The organism is Streptomyces sp. HUAS ZL42, assembly GCF_040782645.1.
In the GTDB taxonomy this organism is placed as follows: domain Bacteria; phylum Actinomycetota; class Actinomycetes; order Streptomycetales; family Streptomycetaceae; genus Streptomyces.
Genome location: NZ_CP160403.1, coordinates 4147948 through 4167527 on the forward strand (window position 1 = coordinate 4147948; position 19580 = coordinate 4167527).

Here is a 19580-nt window from a genome sequence, read left to right on the forward strand (position 1 = left end):
GGCGTGTGAACGCGGTGCGTTACTCGCCCTTGGCCTTCGCGATGATCTCCTCGGCGACGTTCCGCGGAACCTCGGCGTAGGAGTCGAACTGCATGGAGTAGCTGGCGCGGCCGGACGTCTTGCTGCGCAGGTCGCCGACGTAACCGAACATCTCCGAAAGGGGCACGAGACCCTTCACGACGCGGGCACCGGCCCGCTCCTCCATGGCCTGGATCTGGCCACGGCGGGAGTTGATGTCGCCGATGACCTCACCCATGTAGTCCTCGGGCGTGGTGACCTCGACGGCCATCATCGGCTCGAGCAGCACGGGGCTGGCCTTGCGCGCGGCCTCCTTGAAGGCCTGCGAACCGGCGATCTTGAACGCGAGCTCGGAGGAGTCGACCTCGTGGTAGGCACCGTCGAGCAGCGTCACGCGCACACCGGTCATCTCGTAACCGGCGAGGATGCCGAACTGCATGGCCTCCTGCGCACCGGCGTCGACCGAAGGGATGTACTCCTTCGGGATACGACCACCGGTCACCTTGTTCACGAACTCGTACGAGGTGTCGCCACCCTCGAGCGGCTCGATCGCGATCTGCACCTTCGCGAACTGGCCGGTACCACCAGTCTGCTTCTTGTGCGTGTAGTCGACCCGGTCGACCGCCTTGCGGATGGTCTCGCGGTACGCCACCTGCGGCTTGCCGACGTTCGCCTCGACCTTGAACTCACGGCGCATACGGTCGACCAGCACCTCGAGGTGCAGCTCGCCCATACCACCGATGATGGTCTGGCCGGTCTCCTCGTCCGAGTGGACCTGGAAGGAGGGGTCCTCCTCCGCGAGACGCTGGATGGCGACACCCAGCTTCTCCTGGTCGCCCTTGGACTTGGGCTCGATCGCGACCTGGATGACCGGCGCCGGGAAGTCCATGGACTCCAGGATCACCGGGTTCTTGTCGTCGGCCAGCGTCTCACCGGTGGTGGTCTGCTTCAGGCCCATCACGGCGACGATGTCGCCGGCGCCCACCGAGTCGATCTCCTCACGCTTGTTCGCGTGCATGCGGTAGATCTTGCCGATGCGCTCCTTCTTGCCCTTGACGGAGTTCAGCACGGCGGTGCCGGACTCCAGGCGGCCCGAGTAGACCCGGACGAAGGTGAGCTTGCCGAGGTGCGGGTCGCTCATGATCTTGAACGCCAGCGCGGACAGCGGCTCGTCGTCGGACGGCTTGCGCTTGACGACCTCCTCCGGGTTGTTGACGGCGTGGCCCTCGATGGCCTCGACGTCAAGCGGGGAGGGGAGGTAGCGCACGACCGCGTCGAGCAGGGGCTGGACGCCCTTGTTCTTGAACGCGGTGCCGCAGAACACCGGGGTGACCGTGGTGTCCTTGGACTTGCCGGAGGCGATGGTGATACGACGGATCGCGGCGTACAGCTGCTCCTCGGAAGGCTCCTCGCCCTCCAGGTACAGCTCCATGATCTCTTCGTCGTTCTCGGCAACGGCCTCGATCAGCTTGCCGCGGTACTCCTCGGCAGCCTCGGTGTGCGTGGCCGGGATGTCGACGACGTCGTACATCTCGCCCTTGGTGGCCTCGGCGGACCACACGAGCGCCTTCATGCGGACCAGGTCCACGACGCCCTTGAAGTCGGCCTCGGCACCGATCGGGAGCTGCATGACGATCGGCTGCGCGCCAAGGCGGTCGCTGATCATGTCGACGCAGCGGTGGAACTCGGCACCCGTCCGGTCCAGCTTGTTGACGAAGCAGATACGCGGAACGCCGTAGCGGTCCGCCTGACGCCACACCGTCTCGGACTGGGGCTCGACGCCGGCGACGCCGTCGAACACCGTCACGGCACCGTCCAGCACGCGCAGGGAACGCTCCACCTCGACGGTGAAGTCGACGTGGCCCGGCGTGTCGATGATGTTGATGGTGTGGTCGACGTCTTCCAGCGGCCAGTGACAGGTGGTGGCAGCAGAGGTGATCGTGATGCCACGCTCCTGCTCCTGCTCCATCCAGTCCATGGTGGCAGCGCCGTCGTGGACCTCACCGATCTTGTAAGACACACCGGTGTAGAACAGGATCCGCTCGGTGGTGGTCGTCTTGCCCGCGTCGATGTGGGCCATGATCCCAATGTTGCGGACCTTGGCCAGGTCAAGTGAAGTGGTAGCCATAAGGCTTCAGTCTTCTCTCGGTCTCGATGTGGGTAGCGACTACCAGCGGTAGTGCGCGAAGGCCTTGTTGGACTCGGCCATCTTGTGCGTGTCCTCGCGCTTCTTCACAGCGGCACCGAGGCCGTTGGACGCGTCGAGGAGCTCGTTGAGCAGACGCTCGGTCATGGTCTTCTCGCGACGGGCGCGGGAGTAACCGACCAGCCAGCGCAGCGCCAGGGTGTTGGCACGGCCGGGCTTGACCTCGACCGGGACCTGGTAGGTGGCGCCACCGACACGGCGGGACTTGACCTCGAGGGTCGGCTTGATGTTCTCGAGAGCGCGCTTCAGCGTGATGACCGGGTCGTTGCCGGTCTTGTCGCGCAGACCCTCCATGGCGCCGTAAACGATCCGCTCAGCCGTCGAGCGCTTACCGTTCAGCAGCACCTTGTTGATCAGGGAGGTCACCAGAGGAGAGCCGTAGACCGGGTCGATGATGACCGGACGCTTCGGGGCGGGGCCCTTACGAGGCATTCTTACTTCTCCTTCTTGGCGCCGTAACGGCTGCGAGCCTGCTTGCGGTTCTTGACACCCTGGGTGTCGAGCGAGCCGCGGATGATCTTGTAGCGAACACCCGGCAGGTCCTTCACACGGCCGCCGCGCACGAGCACGATGGAGTGCTCCTGCAGGTTGTGTCCCTCACCCGGAATGTAAGCCGTGACCTCGATCCCGCTGGTCAGACGCACACGCGCGACCTTACGCAGGGCCGAGTTCGGCTTCTTCGGGGTGGTCGTGAACACACGCGTGCAGACGCCACGACGCTGAGGGGAACCCTCGAGTGCGGGCGTCTTGTTCTTCTCGACCTTGTCCTGCCGGCCCTTGCGGACCAGCTGCTGGATCGTAGGCACTACTTCTCCGGTTTCTGTGTGCCGATTGGTACAGCTAACCTGGAACTTCGCCGACCCACGCGGTCGGGTGTGTCGAATCCCGCGGACTTCCGCCGGCAGGCAGAAAGAGGCACGGATTACGGTGGCCACGCTCGGCCCCGCGTGCGGTTGAAGGCACGCACGAGGGCCAGGGCACACCCCAGGCACAAGGTCTGAGCGTACCCAGCGTACTGACTCCGGTCAAAACAGAAGCAGCACAACCGACACGCCGGGCGTTACGGCGTGTCCTGTCTGCGGTGTTGTGAAGGAGCGTGCATATACCACAGGGCGGGAAGTTTCGCGACCGGAACGCCTCCGGTACGGGCGCTCTCTTGTCCACTCGCGTGCGCCCTGTGTGTGCCTCGTGGTTTGGGGGTCTACCCAGCCCGGGGTGGGGTCATGCATCGGCTCGGGTTCTGGATGTTCAGAGAATGTCGACGAAATCGTCAACCTCGGTACGGTGGAGCGGGAACTCCCCTCCCAGCCCGCGACTTCCGATTGCACGCGACTCCCCCAAAGGGACTGGAGCAAGGTTGAAGTGAATCTGCACACTGCTCTGCGGGTCGATGGCGGGCGTCGAGCCCACGAGCAAGTGCGGGCCATCGACCGTGACGTTGTACGTGCCGGCGGAGCCGGCCCGGTCAGCAACGTCGGCAACAGGCCGGGCCAGACCCCTTCTTCTCCTGTGCGACCCGCGCACGCGCCTTCCTCGCGCCCAGGCCGTCGAACTCCTCGACCTCGCTCACCCGGGACTTGGCCACGTCAGGCCGACCCGGACAACCAGAAGCCCCAGGCCGAACCGTCCGCCGACGCCCCATGGCGAGCGAGAAGTGCGCCATGCTCCGAGAACGCCGAAGGGCGGCCACCCCGAAAGGTGACCGCCCTTCAACTCAAGCTGCTCGCTTACTGGTTGTACGGACCGTAGTCGTAGTCCTCCAGCGGCACGGCCTGGCCGGAGCCCGTGCCGAACGGCGAGTAGTCGATGTCGTCGTAGCCGACGGCCGAGTACATCGCGGCCTTGGCCTCCTCGGTCGGCTCGACCCGGATGTTGCGGTAGCGGGACAGACCCGTACCGGCCGGGATGAGCTTACCGATGATGACGTTCTCCTTGAGGCCGATCAGGGAGTCGGACTTGGCGTTGATCGCCGCGTCCGTGAGCACCCTGGTCGTCTCCTGGAAGGACGCCGCCGACAGCCAGGACTCCGTGGCCAGCGAGGCCTTGGTGATACCCATGAGCTGCGGACGACCGGAGGCCGGGTGCCCGCCCTCCTGGACCACACGACGGTTCTCCTGCTCGAAGCGGGAGCGCTCGACCAGCTCGCCGGGCAGCAGCTCGGCGTCGCCGGACTCGATGATCGTCACGCGGCGGAGCATCTGCCGGATGATGATCTCGATGTGCTTGTCGTGGATCGACACACCCTGCGAGTTGTACACCTTCTGGACCTCGCCGACCAGGTGGACCTGGACGGCACGCTGGCCCAGGATGCGCAGCACGTCGTGCGGGTTGGTGGCACCCACGGTGAGCTTCTGGCCCACCTCGACGTGCTCGCCCTCGCTGACCAGGAGCCGGGCACGCTTCGAGATCGGGTACGCCGTCTCGTCGCTGCCGTCGTCCGGGGTGACGACGATCTTCTTGGTCTTCTCGGTCTCCTCGATCCGGACGCGGCCGGTGGCCTCGGAGATCGGGGCGACACCCTTCGGCGTACGGGCCTCGAAGAGCTCGACGACACGCGGCAGACCCTGGGTGATGTCGTCACCGGCCACACCACCGGTGTGGAAGGTGCGCATCGTCAGCTGGGTGCCGGGCTCACCGATGGACTGGGCGGCGATGATGCCGACCGCCTCACCGATGTCGACCAGCTTGCCGGTGGCGAGCGAACGGCCGTAGCACATGGCACAGGTGCCGACGTGGGACTCGCAGGTCAGGATCGAGCGGGTCTTGACCTCCTCGACACCGTGGTGCACGAGCTGGTCGATGAGCACGTCGCCGAGGTCCACGTTGGCCGGCGCGATCACCTTGCCGTCGATGACGACGTCCTCGGCGAGCATGCGGGCATAGACGCTGGTCTCGACGTCGTCCGCCTTGCGCAGCACACCGTCGGCACCGCGGTTGGCGATGCGCAGCTTCAGACCGCGCTCGGTGCCGCAGTCCTCCTCGCGGATGATGACGTCCTGCGAGACGTCCACCAGACGACGGGTCAGGTAACCCGAGTCGGCGGTACGCAGGGCGGTGTCCGCGAGACCCTTACGGGCACCGTGCGTGGAGATGAAGTACTCCAGCACGGACAGACCCTCACGGAACGACGCCTTGATCGGACGCGGGATCGTCTCGTTCTTGGCGTTCGACACGAGACCACGCATACCGGCGATCTGACGCATCTGCATCATGTTGCCTCGTGCACCCGAGTTCACCATCATGAAGATCGGGTTGGTCTTCGGGAAGTTCTCGTTCATCGCCTCGGCGACCTCGTTGGTCGCCTGGGTCCAGATCTGGATGAGCTCCTGGGTGCGCTCTTCCTTGGTGATCAGACCGCGCTCGTACTGCTTCTGGACCTTCTCGTCCTTGGCCTCGTACCCGGCGACGATCTCCTTCTTCGCGTCGGGGACGACGACGTCGGAGATGGCGACGGTGACACCGGAACGGGTGGCCCAGTAGAAGCCGGCCGCCTTCAGGTTGTCGAGCGTCGCCGCCACGATGACCTTCGGGTAGCGCTCGGCGAGGTCGTTGACGATCTCGGAGAGCTGCTTCTTGCCGACCTCGTAGTCGACGAACGGGTAGTCCTCGGGCAGCAGCTCGTTGAAGAGCGCACGGCCCAGGGTCGTGTTCAGACGGAACGAGTCACCCTGCTGCCACTCCGGCTCGCCCTCCTCCTGCGCCGGCGGGGTCCAGCCGCGCGGCGGGATGGTGCCCACCGGGAAGCGGATGTCCACGCGCGACTGCAGCGACAGCTCGCCGGCGTCGAACGCCATGATCGCCTCGGCGACGGAGGAGAAGGAGCGCTCCTCGCCCGTCACGTTGCGGCCCTCGCCGTCCGTGGTGAGGAAGAACAGACCGAGGACCATGTCCTGGGTCGGCATCGTCACCGGGCGGCCGTCGGCCGGCTTGAGGATGTTGTTCGAGGACAGCATCAGGATGCGGGCCTCGGCCTGCGCCTCCGCGGACAGCGGCAGGTGCACGGCCATCTGGTCACCGTCGAAGTCCGCGTTGAACGCGGTGCAGACGAGCGGGTGGATCTGGATGGCCTTGCCCTCGACCAGCTGCGGCTCGAAGGCCTGGATGCCGAGGCGGTGCAGGGTGGGCGCACGGTTCAGCAGAACCGGGTGCTCGGCGATGACCTCTTCGAGGACGTCGTACACGACCGTGCGGCCGCGCTCCACCATGCGCTTCGCGCTCTTGATGTTCTGCGCGTGGTTCAGGTCGACCAGGCGCTTCATCACGAACGGCTTGAAGAGCTCCAGCGCCATCGCCTTCGGCAGACCGCACTGGTGCAGCTTCAGCTGCGGACCGACGACGATCACGGAACGCGCGGAGTAGTCCACACGCTTGCCGAGCAGGTTCTGACGGAAACGGCCCTGCTTACCCTTCAGCATGTCGCTGAGGGACTTCAGCGGGCGGTTGCCGGGGCCGGTGACCGGACGGCCACGACGGCCGTTGTCGAACAGCGCGTCGACGGCCTCCTGGAGCATGCGCTTCTCGTTGTTGACGATGATCTCGGGCGCGCCGAGGTCGAGAAGCCGCTTCAGTCGGTTGTTCCGGTTGATCACACGGCGGTACAGGTCGTTCAGGTCGGAGGTCGCGAAGCGGCCACCGTCCAGCTGCACCATCGGGCGGAGGTCCGGCGGGATGACCGGCACGCAGTCGAGCACCATGCCCTTGGGGCTGTTGCTGGTCTGCAGGAACGCGGAGACGACCTTGAGGCGCTTGAGCGCACGGGTCTTCTTCTGCCCCTTGCCGGTACGGATGATCTCGCGGAGACGCTCGGCCTCCTCGTCCAGGTCGAAGGACTCCAGGCGCTTCTGCAGCGCCGCGGCACCCATCGAACCGTCGAAGTACGTGCCGAAGCGGTCACGCAGCTCGCGGTAGAGCAGCTCGTCGCCCTCGAGGTCCTGGACCTTGAGGTTCTTGAACCGGGTCCACACCTCGTCGAGGCGGTCGATCTCGCGCTGCGCACGGTCGCGCAGCTGCTTCATCTCACGCTCGGCGCCCTCACGGACCTTCCGGCGTACGTCGGCCTTGGCGCCCTCGGCCTCCAGCTCGGCCAGGTCGGCCTCGAGCTTCTTGGCGCGGGCCTCCAGGTCGGCGTCGCGGCGGTTCTCGATCTGCTGCCGCTCGACGGAGACGTGCGCCTCGAGGGAGGGCAGGTCGCGCGTACGGCGCTCCTCGTCGACGTACGTGATCATGTACGCCGCGAAGTAGATGACCTTCTCCAGGTCCTTCGGGGCCAGGTCGAGCAGGTACCCGAGACGCGACGGGACGCCCTTGAAGTACCAGATGTGCGTGACGGGCGCGGCCAGCTCGATGTGGCCCATCCGCTCACGGCGCACCTTGGCGCGCGTGACCTCGACGCCACAGCGCTCACAGATGATGCCCTTGAAGCGGACGCGCTTGTACTTGCCGCAGTAGCACTCCCAGTCCCGGGTCGGACCGAAGATCTTCTCGCAGAAGAGTCCGTCCTTTTCGGGCTTGAGGGTGCGGTAGTTGATGGTCTCGGGCTTCTTGACCTCGCCGTGGCTCCACTGACGGATGTCGTCAGCGGTGGCCAGGCCGATCCGGAGCTCGTCGAAGAAGTTGACGTCGAGCACTATGCGTCAATCCCTCTCAGGGTTGTAAGTCTTGGGGTCTGAAACGGGGGTCCCGGGGCCGGCGGACCTTGATCGCTCAAGGTCCGCCGAACTCCCGTCAGACCTCTTCGACGCTGCTCGGCTCACGCCGGGACAGGTCGATGCCGAGCTCCTCCGCAGCGCGGAAGACGTCCTCGTCGGTGTCACGCATCTCGATGGACATACCGTCGCTGGACAGCACCTCCACGTTCAGGCAGAGCGACTGCATCTCCTTGATGAGCACCTTGAAGGACTCGGGGATGCCGGGCTCGGGGATGTTCTCGCCCTTGACGATGGCCTCGTAGACCTTCACGCGGCCGGTGACGTCGTCGGACTTGATGGTCAGCAGCTCCTGGAGCGCGTAGGCGGCGCCGTAGGCCTCGAGGGCCCACACCTCCATCTCGCCGAAGCGCTGGCCACCGAACTGCGCCTTACCACCCAGCGGCTGCTGGGTGATCATGGAGTACGGACCGGTCGAGCGGGCGTGCAGCTTGTCGTCGACCAGGTGGTGCAGCTTCAGGATGTACATGTAGCCGACCGAGATCGGCTCCGGGAAGGGCTCACCCGAGCGGCCGTCGAACAGCGGGGCCTTGCCGGACGGGAGCACCATGCGCTCGCCGTCGCGGTTCGGGATCGTGTGCTCCAGCAGACCGGCGAGCTCGTCCTCACGCGCACCGTCGAAGACCGGGGTGGCGACGTTGGTGCCCGGGGCGACCGCGTCGGCGCCGATGACCTGCAGGCGCTGGGCCCACTCGTCGGCGAGACCGGAGACGTCCCAGCCGCGGCTGGCAAGCCAGCCGAGGTGGATCTCCAGGACCTGTCCCGGGTTCATTCGGGACGGCACACCGAGCGGGTTGAGGATGATGTCGACCGGGGTGCCGTCCTCCAGGAACGGCATGTCCTCGATCGGCAGGATCTTCGAGATGACGCCCTTGTTGCCGTGCCGGCCGGCGAGCTTGTCACCGTCGGTGATCTTGCGCTTCTGCGCCACGTACACGCGCACCAGCTGGTTCACACCGGGGGGAAGCTCGTCGCCCTCCTCGCGGTCGAAGACGCGCACGCCGATGACCTTGCCGGTCTCGCCGTGCGGCACCTTCAGCGAGGTGTCACGGACCTCACGGGCCTTCTCACCGAAGATCGCGCGCAGCAGGCGCTCCTCCGGCGTCAGCTCGGTCTCACCCTTGGGGGTCACCTTGCCGACGAGGATGTCACCGGCGATGACCTCGGCACCGATGCGGATGATGCCGCGCTCGTCGAGGTCGGCGAGGACCTCCTCGGAGACGTTCGGGATGTCCCGGGTGATCTCCTCGGGGCCGAGCTTGGTGTCACGGGCGTCGACCTCGTGCTCCTCGATGTGGATCGAGGAGAGGACGTCGTCCTGCACGAGGCGCTGCGACAGGATGATCGCGTCCTCGTAGTTGTGACCCTCCCACGGCATGAACGCCACGAGCAGGTTCTTGCCGAGCGCCATCTCGCCGTTCTGGGTGGCCGGACCGTCGGCGAGGACCTGGCCCTCGACGATCCGGTCGCCCTCGTTGACGATGACCTTCTGGTTGACCGAGGTGCCCTGGTTGGAGCGGGCGAACTTGGCCAGGCGGTACGTGATGTACGTGCCGTCGTCGTTGGCGGTGGTGATGTAGTCCGCGGAGACCTCCTGGACCACACCCGCCTTCTCGGCCTTGACCACGTCGCCGGCGTCGACGGCGGAGCGGTACTCCATGCCGGTGCCGACGAGCGGGGACTCGGACTTGATGAGGGGCACGGCCTGACGCATCATGTTCGCGCCCATGAGGGCACGGTTGGCGTCGTCGTGCTCGAGGAACGGGATCATGGCGGTTGCGACCGACACCATCTGGCGCGGCGAGACGTCCATGTAGTCCACGTCGTCACCGGCGACGTAGTCGACCTCGCCGCCACGGCGGCGGACCAGGACGCGGTTCTCGGCGAAGCGCAGGTCGTCGTTGAGCGTGGCGTTGGCCTGCGCGATGACGAAGCGGTCCTCCTCGTCGGCGGTCAGGTAGTCCACCTCGTCGGTGACCTGGCCGTCGACGACCTTGCGGTACGGGGTCTCGACGAAACCGAAGGCGTTGACGCGACCGTAGGAGGCGAGCGAGCCGATCAGACCGATGTTCGGGCCTTCAGGGGTCTCGATCGGGCACATACGGCCGTAGTGCGAGGGGTGCACGTCACGGACCTCGAAGCCGGCCCGCTCACGGGAGAGACCACCCGGGCCAAGGGCCGACAGACGGCGCTTGTGGGTGAGACCCGACAGCGGGTTGTTCTGGTCCATGAACTGCGACAGCTGGCTGGTGCCGAAGAACTCCTTGATGGAGGCGACGACCGGCCGGATGTTGATCAGGGTCTGCGGCGTGATCGCCTCGACGTCCTGCGTGGTCATGCGCTCACGAACGACGCGCTCCATACGAGCAAGACCGGTGCGGACCTGGTTCTGGATGAGCTCGCCGACGCTGCGCAGACGACGGTTGCCGAAGTGGTCGATGTCGTCGGTCTCGACGACGATCGTCTGACCGTTGTCACCAACCGTCTCGGTCTCGCCCGCGTGCAGCTTGACCAGGTACTTGATCGTCGCGATGACGTCCTCGACGGTCAGGACACCGGCGTCGAGCGGCGCGTCCGCGGCCAGCTTCTTGTTGACCTTGTAGCGGCCGACCTTGGCGAGGTCGTAGCGCTTGGGGTTGAAGTAGAGGTTCTCGAGCAGCGTCTGCGCGGCCTCACGCGTGGGGGGCTCGCCCGGACGCAGCTTGCGGTAGATGTCGAGCAGCGCGTCGTCCTGGCCCTGGGTGTGGTCCTTCTCCAGGGTGGCGCGCATCGACTCGTAGTCGCCGAACTCCTCGAGGATCTGCTCGGTGGTCCAGCCGAGCGCCTTGAGCAGGACGGTGACGGACTGCTTGCGCTTGCGGTCGATGCGGACACCGACCATGTCGCGCTTGTCGATCTCCATCTCCAGCCAGGCACCCCGGGACGGGATGATCTTGGCGGAGAAGATGTCCTTGTCGGACGTCTTGTCGATGGTGGAGTCGAAGTAGACACCGGGGGAACGGACCAGCTGCGACACCACGACACGCTCGGTGCCGTTGATGACGAAGGTGCCCTTGTTCGTCATGAGCGGGAAGTCGCCCATGAAGACGGTCTGGGACTTGATCTCGCCGGTCTCGTTGTTGGTGAACTCGGCCGTGACGAAGAGCGGGGCGGCGTACGTGAAGTCGCGCTCCTTGCACTCGTCGATCGAGTTCTTCGGCGGCTCGAAGCGGTGGTCCCGGAACGTCAGCGACATCGACCCGGAGAAGTCCTCGATCGGGGAGATCTCCTCGAAGATCTCCTCGAGGCCGGACTTGGTGGGGACGTCCTGACCGTTCTCCAGAGCCTCCTCGACCCGACTCTGCCAGGCGGTGTTGCCGAGCAGCCAGTCGAAGCTCTCGGTCTGCAGCGCGAGCAGGTTCGGAACCTCGAGAGGCTCCTTGATCTTTGCAAAGGAAATGCGCAGCGGGGCGGTGCTGGCGCCGTTGTTCGTATTCGCGGTCGAGGCGTTGCGCGAGGCGGCCAAGAGGGGGTCCTTCCGAGGGCTCGGACTCACTACGCGCGTACCGGCCCCTCTCCCGATGCACGAGACAGGTGTTCCCAGATCAGCCAAAAGGCCAGGTCAGGAACGGTCCAATCGTCGATGCTCAAGCGAGGGCATGCCCCTGGTGACGGGCAGGGGACAGCTAACAGGCAGCGCAAAGGGTCAGTGTAGCCACTTGGCACACTGATGTCCAGTGCGGGTTTTTCGAGACCCTCGTTGTTCTCAACGCCCTCGGCATGCTCGCCCTCAATGCACGTTGATACTGCCCTCTTCGCCGCCGATCCATGCCTCGGAATCCGGATCGTTGTGGCGACGCGTCCTGAGAATTGCGCGCTGCGTGCGGTTCGTCAAGGCCCCCTTGCCCGAACCGGGGGCGCCCGGAGACACGACGAAGATCACCATACCCCTCGCTCCGGCGGGTACAAGGCAACCGCGGCCGCACCCCTGCAAACGCCGAAGAGCGACCACCCGGATGGATGATCGCTCTTCAGTGCGTTCGCGTTACAGCCCCAGGAGGGACTGTTTCAGCGTTTGCGAAGGTCGTCGCCGACCGTGAAGGTCTTACTTGACCTCGACGGACGCACCGGCGCCCTTGAGGGCCTCGGCGGCCTTGTCAGCGGCCTCCTTGTTGACCTTCTCGAGGACCGGCTTCGGGGTGCCGTCGACGAGGTCCTTGGCCTCCTTCAGGCCCAGGGAGGTCAGCTCACGCACGACCTTGATGACCTGGATCTTCTTCTCGCCGGCGCCGGTGAGGATGACGTCGAACTCGTCCTTCTCCTCGACGGCCTCGACCGGGGCACCCGGGGCACCCGGAGCGGCAACGGCGACCGCGGCGGCGGCGGTGACGTCGAACTTCTCCTCGAACGCCTTCACGAACTCGGAGAGCTCGATGAGGGTCATCTCCTCGAACTGCGCGAGCAGGTCTTCCTGAGACAGCTTCGCCATGATGGGCGATCCTTCCACTAATTTCGGCTGGTGCCGGATGTACATGTCTGGCGGGCGTACGTTCGGCCCGCTACGACCGTCGCCTCAGGCGGCCACGGTCATTTCGCGAGCCGAGTTACTCGGCACCGCCCTGCTCGTCCTGCTTGGCGCGAAGCGCGTCCACGGTGCGGACGAGCTTCGACGGGAGCGCCTGGAAGACCTGAGCAGCCTGAGTCTGCTTGCCCTTGAAGGCACCCGCCAGCTTGGCGAGCAGAACCTCGCGGGACTCGAGGTCCGCAAGCTTCTTGATCTCGTCGGCGGACAGCGCCTTGCCGTCAAGGACACCGCCCTTGATGACGAGGTTGGGGTTGTCCTTGGCGAAGTCACGAAGACCCTTCGCCGACTCCACCGGGTCACCGGTGACGAAGGCGACCGCCGTCGGACCGTTGAACAGGTCGTCGAGCGAGGTGATCCCGGCCTCGTTGGCCGCAATCTTGGTCAGCGTGTTCTTCACCACGGCGTACTGGGCGTTCTCACCGAGCGACCGGCGCAGCGTCTTGAGCTGCGCCACGGTGAGACCCCGGTACTCGGTCAGCACGGCGGCGTTCGAGCTGCGGAACGCTTCCGTCAGCTCGGCTACCGCGGCAGCCTTGTCGGGCCTTGCCATAGAGCGTCGGCCTCCTTCCGGGTGATGAGGACCGCTCGGAAGGGGCTGGGACAAACGAAACGCCCCGGCGCAGATGCACGGGGCGTAGCTCGACCAGACGAATTCCGTGGGCGGATCGCGTCCGGGAGCATTCCACTGTCACCTGCGCGGGTCGCCCGCATTTCAGCGGATCCTTCGGCCACCGCACCCTCTACGAGAGCACGGCAACGACCAGCGGTCTTTGGCTTCTGTAGGAGAGTACGGGACCGGATCGCCGCCAGGCAAATCCGGTCGTACGGAGCTCAGCTCCCGGCCTCCTCCAGCATCTTCTCCAGGTCGACGGTGTCCCCGGCCGGCGGGGCCGTGACCGTCACCGGCTCGTTGACGTCGAGGAAGGTGATCGTCATGTCGAGCGGGCCCTTCGCGGCGTGTCCCTGCATACGGAACTTCTTGGTGTGGTCGTCGCCGTCGATCCAGATGTCCATGGTGAGCTTGTCCACACCGAGCTTCATGAACTGGGTGAGGCGCCGCTCCAGGGTGGCGTCGTCCTTGCCCTGCAGGGCCTTGCGCAGCTGCTTGGGGGTGACGGTCCCCTTGTAGTGGGTGGTCCGCACCCCGTCCACGGTCTCGGTGCCGACCTTCTCCACGTCCTCGGAGCCGGTGAGGAAGGTCGACTCGTCGGCCGGGTTCCTGTTGACCTGGTCGCCCATCGCGCTGGAGCCGATCCCCTCCTTGGCGCCCAGCGCGGACATGTCGAGCTTCATCCAGCTCTTGCCGTCGAGCTGCTCGGCGGGCACGGCTGTCCCGCCGATGTACATCACTCCGTCGACGAGGCGGATCTCGGCCGTGCCGTTCGCACCCCGGTCGAGGGACGTCATCTTCATGCTCATGGCGGGCGCGGGCTTGGTGCGCATCGCGGCCTCGGCCCTGATCCGCCCCTGCTCCGGAACCGTGCCGGTCATGGTGTACCGGAAGGACGTGATGTCCTCCGCGTTCTTCGCCGCCTCGGCGACGGCCGCCGCGGGCGTCATCTTCGGCGACTCCTCCGCCGCGCCCTTGTCGCCACAGCCCACCGCACCCCCGGCGAGGACCAGCGCGGCAAGCCCCGCACCCGCGGCCCGGCGGCGCGCGAGAACACGCGAAGAAGACTTCATCGATTCCCCCCAGAAAGCTCACTGCTCATGCACAGCACTGCGGCGAGCGTATCCCCAGATGCTGGTGCGGTGCTCTGAATTACGTGGGGCTCAGGAGGTCGAACTCCGCTTCTCCAGCAGCTCCTTGAAGTCCTGGGTGTCGCCGACCGGGGGCTTCGCCGCGGTGGCCTTCGTGCCGTAGTCGCTGTAGTACGCGGTCTGGGTGTAGGCCCCGGCAGACGTCTCTGCCCTCTCCACCTTCTTGACCAGCAGATCCCGGTCGTCGATCCAGATGTCCACGGTCTCGGTGGTGACCCCGGCCTCTTCGAGCCGTCTCCTCACCTCCGCGTCGGCCACGCCCCCGGCCTCCACCGTGCCCGAGTAGTGCGTGGTGGGCCGTCCGTCGACCGTCTCCTCGCCGACCTTGCGCACGTCCTCCGAGTCCAGGAGCAGCTTCACCAGCTGGTTCGGGGTGGTCGTTCGCATCTGGTCAGCGAGGTTGGCGCCGGCGCCGCCGGCGAGGTCCTTGATGTCGTCGTACACGTACTTGATCCAGTGCTTGCCGCCGGTCTTCGCGGCGAACACGTCGCCCATGCGCGCGTAGTAGGCGTCGGACAGATAGCGGGCCTCCATGGAGGTGACACCGAGGGCGCGCATCGTCTCGGCGGTGGTGCCTCCGGTGTACGTGATCGTCAGGGTGCCGGTGAGGCCGCCGCTCCAGCCGAGGGTGCCGTCGGCCTCGACGGACAGCTGGGTGCCCATGACCGTCGCGGATCTGACCCTGGCCGAGTGGGCGCGGTCGGTGGAGCGCTCGGCGGAGCGCAGGGCGGCGAGGGGGAGGCGGGTCGGCTCGGGGCCGTCCTCGGACTTCCCGGAGGACGTGCAGGCGGCCGTCCCGGTCAGCACGGTCACCAGCGCGACCGAGAGCGCCACGCGGCGCCCTGTCGTGCTCTTCATTCGTCCCCCTGCGGTTCGCCGTCTCCGCACGCTAACTCAGGGCAGCACGAAAGGGTGTTGGGGAAAGGGAACGGGCCCCGCACCTCGGAAGGTGCGGGGCCCGTGACCGGTTGGGGTGAGCCTCAGGCTCAGACCGCGGCCGGGTCCTCCTCGACGAGGAGGTTGCGGGTGCGGTTCGGGTCGACCGGGATGCCGGGGCCCATGGTGGTGCTGACCGCGGCCTTCTTGATGTAGCGACCCTTGGCGGCGGACGGCTTCAGACGGAGGATCTCCTCCAGCGCGGCGCCGTAGTTCTCCACCAGCTTGGTGTCGTCGAAGGACGTCTTGCCGATGATGAAGTGCAGGTTCGAGTGCTTGTCGACGCGGAACTCGATCTTGCCGCCCTTGATCTCGGTCACGGCCTTGGCCACGTCCGGGGTCACGGTGCCGGTCTTCGGGTTCGGCATCAGACCACGCGGGCCGAGGACGCGGCCGAGGCGGCCGACCTTGCCCATGAGGTCCGGGGTGGCGACGACGGCGTCGAAGTCCAGGCGGCCCTTCGACACCTCGTCGATCAGTTCGTCGGCGCCGACGATGTCGGCGCCCGCGGCACGCGCGGCCTCGGCACGGTCGCCGGTCGCGAAGACCAGGACCCGGGCGGTCTTACCGGTGCCGTGCGGAAGGTTCACGGTGCCACGGACCATCTGGTCGGCCTTGCGCGGGTCGACACCCAGACGGAAGGCGACCTCGACGGTGCCGTCGAACTTGGTCGTGGAGGTCTCCTTGGCGAGACGGACGGCCTCGAGCGGGGCGTAGAGCTTCTCCCGGTCGACCTTGGCGTCCGCAGCGCGGAGAGACTTGCTGCGCTTGCTCACTACTGCTCCTGTTGTGTTCTTAGGAGTCGTGGTACGGGCCGAGCAGGCCCTGCCACGGTTCTTCTCTGGTACGGGGGAGGGGCTCAGCCCTCGACGACGACGCCCATGGAACGCGCGGTGCCCGCGATGATCTTCGCGGCGGCGTCCAGGTCGTTGGCGTTGAGGTCGGGGAGCTTGGTCTGGGCGATCTCGCGGACCTGCGCCTCGGTGATCTTGGCGACCTTGGTCTTGTGCGGCTCGCCGGAGCCCTTCTCGATGCCCGCGGCCTTGAGGATCATCTTGGCGGCCGGCGGAGTCTTGGTGATGAAGGTGAAGGAACGGTCCTCGTAGACCGTGATCTCCACCGGGATCACCCAGCCACGCTGCGACTCGGTCGCGGCGTTGTAGGCCTTGCAGAACTCCATGATGTTGACGCCGTGCTGACCCAGCGCGGGGCCGACCGGCGGAGCCGGGTTGGCGGCACCGGCCTGGATCTGGAGCTTGATGAGCCCCGTGACCTTCTTCTTCTTGGGAGGCATTCCGGGTCCTCTGTCTGTCTGTTTTTTCGCTGAGTGCCCGAAGGCAACCGCACAACCCTAACGGGTGGCACTGCGCGGCTAAAAACCGAGCAGGTCAGACGGGCTGCTCGAGCCCGTCTGACCTGGCCGGTGGCTCTGTCGCCGAATGCGCTGAGCTGGGTCGCTCAGTTCTTCTGGATCTGGTCGAAGGACAGCTCGACCGGCGTCTCGCGGCCGAAGATCTCCACCAGGCCCTTGACCTTCTTCGAGTCGGCGTTGATCTCGTTGATGGTGGCCTGCAGCGTGGCGAACGGGCCGTCGGTGACGGTGACCGAGTCGCCGACCTCGAAGTCCAGCACCTGGACCTCGACCTTGCGCTGCGGAGCAGGCTTGCCCTCGGCCTCGGCGGCCTCGCGGGCGGCCTTCTCCTCGGCCTCCGGGGCGAGCATCTTGACGATCTCGTCCAGGGTCAGCGGGTACGGGTCGTAGGCGTTGCCCACGAAGCCGGTGACGCCGGGGGTGTTGCGGACCACGCCCCAGGACTCGTTCGTCAGGTCCATGCGGACCAGCACGTAGCCCGGGAGCTTGTTCTGCTTGATGGTCTTGCGATCGCCGTTCTTGATCTGGACGACCTCTTCCTGCGGCACCTCGGCCTGGAAGATGTAGTCCTCGACGTTCAGCGAGACGGCGCGCTGCTCCAGGTTGGTCTTCACGCGGTTCTCGTAACCGGCGTAGGTGTGGATGACGTACCACTCGCCGGGCAGGGACCGCAGTTCCTCGCGCAGGGCCTCGACGGGGTCGACAGGCTCGGCGGGCTCGGCCTCTTCCTCGGCTTCCTCGGCCTCGTCCTCGACGTGCACGGCGGCTTCCTCCGCGGGCTCGCCCGCTTCGGCGTCGGCAGCCTCGAACTCGTCCTGCTCGTCCGCGCCCTCGACGATGTCGAGCTCGTCATCCACGGACTCGTCCGGCTCGATGGCGTCGTTCAGGTTCGGGTCAGACACGGTGGCTGCTTCTTCCTGGATACATAGGGGTGGAACACGCGAAAGGGGCGCCGGTAACCACGGCGCCCTTCGCTCCTGGCTCAGCCGAAGACGTACTTGGCGGCGTGGCTGAGTCCATAGTCAATCACGGTGACCAGGCCGATCATGATGACGACGAAGACAATGACCACTGTCGTGTACGTCGTCAGCTGGTTGCGCGTCGGCCAGACGACCTTGCGGAGTTCCGCGACGATCTGCCGGTAGAAGAGCGCAAGGCGCTTCAGCGGGCCCTTCTTGGCGCGCTTGCCGCCCTTGCGGGACTTCTTCTTGGTCTCCAGCGCCTCGTCCTGGGCATCAGGCGTGTCGAGGGAGCCCACGGCGTCCGTCATTACGTCCTCACCTGATTCCGGGTCGTGGCCGTGCCGCGCCCGGTCTGAGCCGCACGGCGGTGCATTCGCTGTACGTACATGCGCACACATCCTGGCGGATTGTGTAGCAGGGCCGGAGGGACTTGAACCCCCAACCGCTGGTTTTGGAGACCAGTGCTCTACCAATTGAGCTACGACCCTTTGTGTGCCCCCCAACGTACCGCATCCGGCCGGGTGCTCGGTGTGCCCCGGTTATGGCGCGGCTGCTGAAGGCCAACGAGGTGAGAGTGTACGTGGTCCTGGGCCCCCCGTCGAACAGAAAGCGCCCGTAGGGGCCTTGCCGACGGAAGATCGTCGGGAAATCGCCGGAAGATCACCAGGCCACCGCACGGATACGGACGGGTGTTCACAGGTTTGCCCGGGGCTGTTCAGTCCGTGAAACCCGCGTGCCGGGCACGTTTCCGGTCTGAAACGATGGGCCCATGAGCGCTGCAACCCCTCCCACCGAGCGCCGGGTCTCCGCCCGTATCGGCGCGATCTCCGAGTCCGCCACCCTCGCCGTGGACGCCAAGGCGAAGGCCCTGAAGGCCGCCGGGCGTCCGGTGATCGGCTTCGGCGCGGGCGAACCCGACTTCCCGACCCCCGACTACATCGTCGAGGCGGCCGTCGAGGCCTGCAGGAACCCCAAGTACCACCGGTACACGCCGGCCGGCGGCCTGCCCGAGCTGAAGGCCGCGATCGCCGCGAAGACGCTGCGCGACTCCGGCTACGAGCCCGACGTCTCGCAGGTCCTGGTGACCAACGGCGGCAAGCAGGCCATCTACGAGGCCTTCGCCGCGATCCTCGACCCGGGCGACGAGGTCATCGTCCCGGCGCCGTACTGGACGACGTACCCGGAGTCGATCCGCCTGGCCGGCGGTGTCCCGGTCGAGGTCGTCGCGGACGAGACGACCGGCTACCGCGTCTCCGTGGAGCAGCTGGAGGCGGCCCGCACGGAGAAGACGAAGGTCGTGCTCTTCGTCTCTCCGTCGAACCCGACCGGCGCGGTCTACTCGGAGGCCGAGACCGAGGCGATCGGCCGCTGGGCCGTCGAGCACGGCCTGTGGGTGCTGACGGACGAGATCTACGAGCACCTGGTCTACGGTGACGCGGCCTCCGTGTCGCTGCCGGCGCTGCTGCCCGAGCTGCGCGACAAGTGCATCGTGGTCAACGGTGTCGCCAAGACCTACGCGATGACGGGCTGGCGGGTCGGCTGGATCATCGGCCCGAAGGACGTCGTCAAGGCTGCGACGAACCTGCAGTCGCACGCCACGTCGAACGTCTCGAACGTGGCCCAGGTGGCCGCCCTCGCCGCGGTCTCCGGCGACCTGGAGGCGGTCGCGACGATGCGCGAGGCCTTCGACCGCCGCCGCAAGACCATCGTGCGGATGCTCAACGAGATCGACGGCGTGCTCTGCCCGGAGCCCGAGGGCGCGTTCTACGCGTACCCGTCGGTGAAGGCCCTGCTGGGCAAGGAGATCCGCGGCAAGCGCCCGCAGGACACGGTCGAGCTGGCCGCGCTGATCCTGGAGGAGGCCGAGGTCGCGGTGGTCCCGGGCGAGGCCTTCGGCACACCGGGCTATCTGCGGCTGTCCTACGCGCTGGGCGACGAGGACCTGGTCGAGGGCGTGAGCCGCATCCAGAAGCTGCTGGCGGAGGCACAGGACTGAGGTCCGGCGCTTTCGCGGGGCCGCAACTCCCGGATCCGGGAGTTGCGGCCCCGTCCCTTT

At 66.6% G+C, this 19580-nt stretch carries 15 protein-coding genes and 1 tRNA gene; 1 reads left to right on the plus strand and 15 read right to left on the minus strand.

The genetic code is table 11. The features are described from left to right. Positions 1–19: 19 nt before the first annotated feature. The 15 genes from fusA to ABZO29_RS18905 form a co-directional block, all read right to left on the minus strand. Complete coding sequence (fusA, locus tag ABZO29_RS18835; RefSeq protein WP_367321356.1) at positions 20–2146, minus strand: elongation factor G; 2127 nt, start codon at positions 2144–2146, stop codon at positions 20–22. Positions 2147–2185: 39 nt separating this feature from the next. Then, complete coding sequence (rpsG, locus tag ABZO29_RS18840) at positions 2186–2656, minus strand: 30S ribosomal protein S7 (RefSeq protein ID WP_009330725.1); 471 nt, start codon at positions 2654–2656, stop codon at positions 2186–2188. 2 nt (positions 2657–2658) lie between these two features. Then, entirely contained in the window at positions 2659–3030 is a 372-nt protein-coding gene (gene rpsL / locus ABZO29_RS18845) for a 30S ribosomal protein S12 (protein WP_003948652.1), read from the minus strand. A gap of 921 nt (positions 3031–3951) precedes the next feature. After that, positions 3952–7851 carry a DNA-directed RNA polymerase subunit beta' gene (locus tag ABZO29_RS18850; RefSeq protein ID WP_367321357.1) on the minus strand — a complete coding sequence of 1300 codons (3900 nt, stop codon included), beginning with the start codon at positions 7849–7851 and terminating at the stop codon, positions 3952–3954. A 97-nt stretch (positions 7852–7948) separates the two neighbouring features. After that, positions 7949–11434: a DNA-directed RNA polymerase subunit beta gene (gene rpoB / locus ABZO29_RS18855; protein WP_367321358.1), complete on the minus strand. Its 3486-nt coding sequence runs from the start codon at positions 11432–11434 to the stop codon at positions 7949–7951. Positions 11435–11698: 264 nt separating this feature from the next. Next, positions 11699–11854: a hypothetical protein gene (locus ABZO29_RS18860; protein ID WP_367321359.1), complete on the minus strand. Its 156-nt coding sequence runs from the start codon at positions 11852–11854 to the stop codon at positions 11699–11701. A 159-nt stretch (positions 11855–12013) separates the two neighbouring features. Further along, the gene (gene rplL / locus ABZO29_RS18865; RefSeq protein WP_100827741.1) at positions 12014–12397 is read right to left on the minus strand and encodes a 50S ribosomal protein L7/L12; all 384 of its coding nucleotides are present in this window, start codon (positions 12395–12397) and stop codon (positions 12014–12016) included. Between the two features lie 115 nt (positions 12398–12512). Beyond that, positions 12513–13043: a 50S ribosomal protein L10 gene (gene rplJ, locus ABZO29_RS18870; RefSeq protein WP_367321360.1), complete on the minus strand. Its 531-nt coding sequence runs from the start codon at positions 13041–13043 to the stop codon at positions 12513–12515. Positions 13044–13324: 281 nt separating this feature from the next. Next, positions 13325–14176 carry a DUF1396 domain-containing protein gene (locus ABZO29_RS18875; protein ID WP_367321361.1) on the minus strand — a complete coding sequence of 284 codons (852 nt, stop codon included), beginning with the start codon at positions 14174–14176 and terminating at the stop codon, positions 13325–13327. A gap of 90 nt (positions 14177–14266) precedes the next feature. Continuing rightward, positions 14267–15112 (minus strand): LppX_LprAFG lipoprotein, encoded by an 846-nt coding sequence (locus tag ABZO29_RS18880; RefSeq protein WP_367321362.1) that lies wholly within the window; start codon positions 15110–15112, stop codon positions 14267–14269. Positions 15113–15240: 128 nt separating this feature from the next. After that, a complete protein-coding gene (gene rplA, locus ABZO29_RS18885) occupies positions 15241–15966 on the minus strand; it encodes a 50S ribosomal protein L1 (protein WP_367321363.1) in 726 nt (241 codons plus the stop codon). Positions 15967–16049: 83 nt separating this feature from the next. Continuing rightward, positions 16050–16484 (minus strand): 50S ribosomal protein L11, encoded by a 435-nt coding sequence (rplK, locus tag ABZO29_RS18890; RefSeq protein WP_367321364.1) that lies wholly within the window; start codon positions 16482–16484, stop codon positions 16050–16052. Between the two features lie 164 nt (positions 16485–16648). Further along, complete coding sequence (gene nusG, locus ABZO29_RS18895) at positions 16649–17464, minus strand: transcription termination/antitermination protein NusG (protein ID WP_367321365.1); 816 nt, start codon at positions 17462–17464, stop codon at positions 16649–16651. An 80-nt stretch (positions 17465–17544) separates the two neighbouring features. Next, positions 17545–17832, minus strand: a complete 288-nt coding sequence (gene secE, locus ABZO29_RS18900; protein WP_367321366.1) for a preprotein translocase subunit SecE — start codon at positions 17830–17832, stop codon at positions 17545–17547. A 107-nt stretch (positions 17833–17939) separates the two neighbouring features. Beyond that, positions 17940–18012 (minus strand) — tRNA-Trp (locus tag ABZO29_RS18905). A gap of 281 nt (positions 18013–18293) precedes the next feature. On the opposite strand from ABZO29_RS18905, the gene ABZO29_RS18910 reads away from it, so the two are divergent. Next, a complete protein-coding gene (locus ABZO29_RS18910; RefSeq protein ID WP_367321367.1) occupies positions 18294–19520 on the plus strand; it encodes a pyridoxal phosphate-dependent aminotransferase in 1227 nt (408 codons plus the stop codon). Positions 19521–19580: the final 60 nt, after the last annotated feature.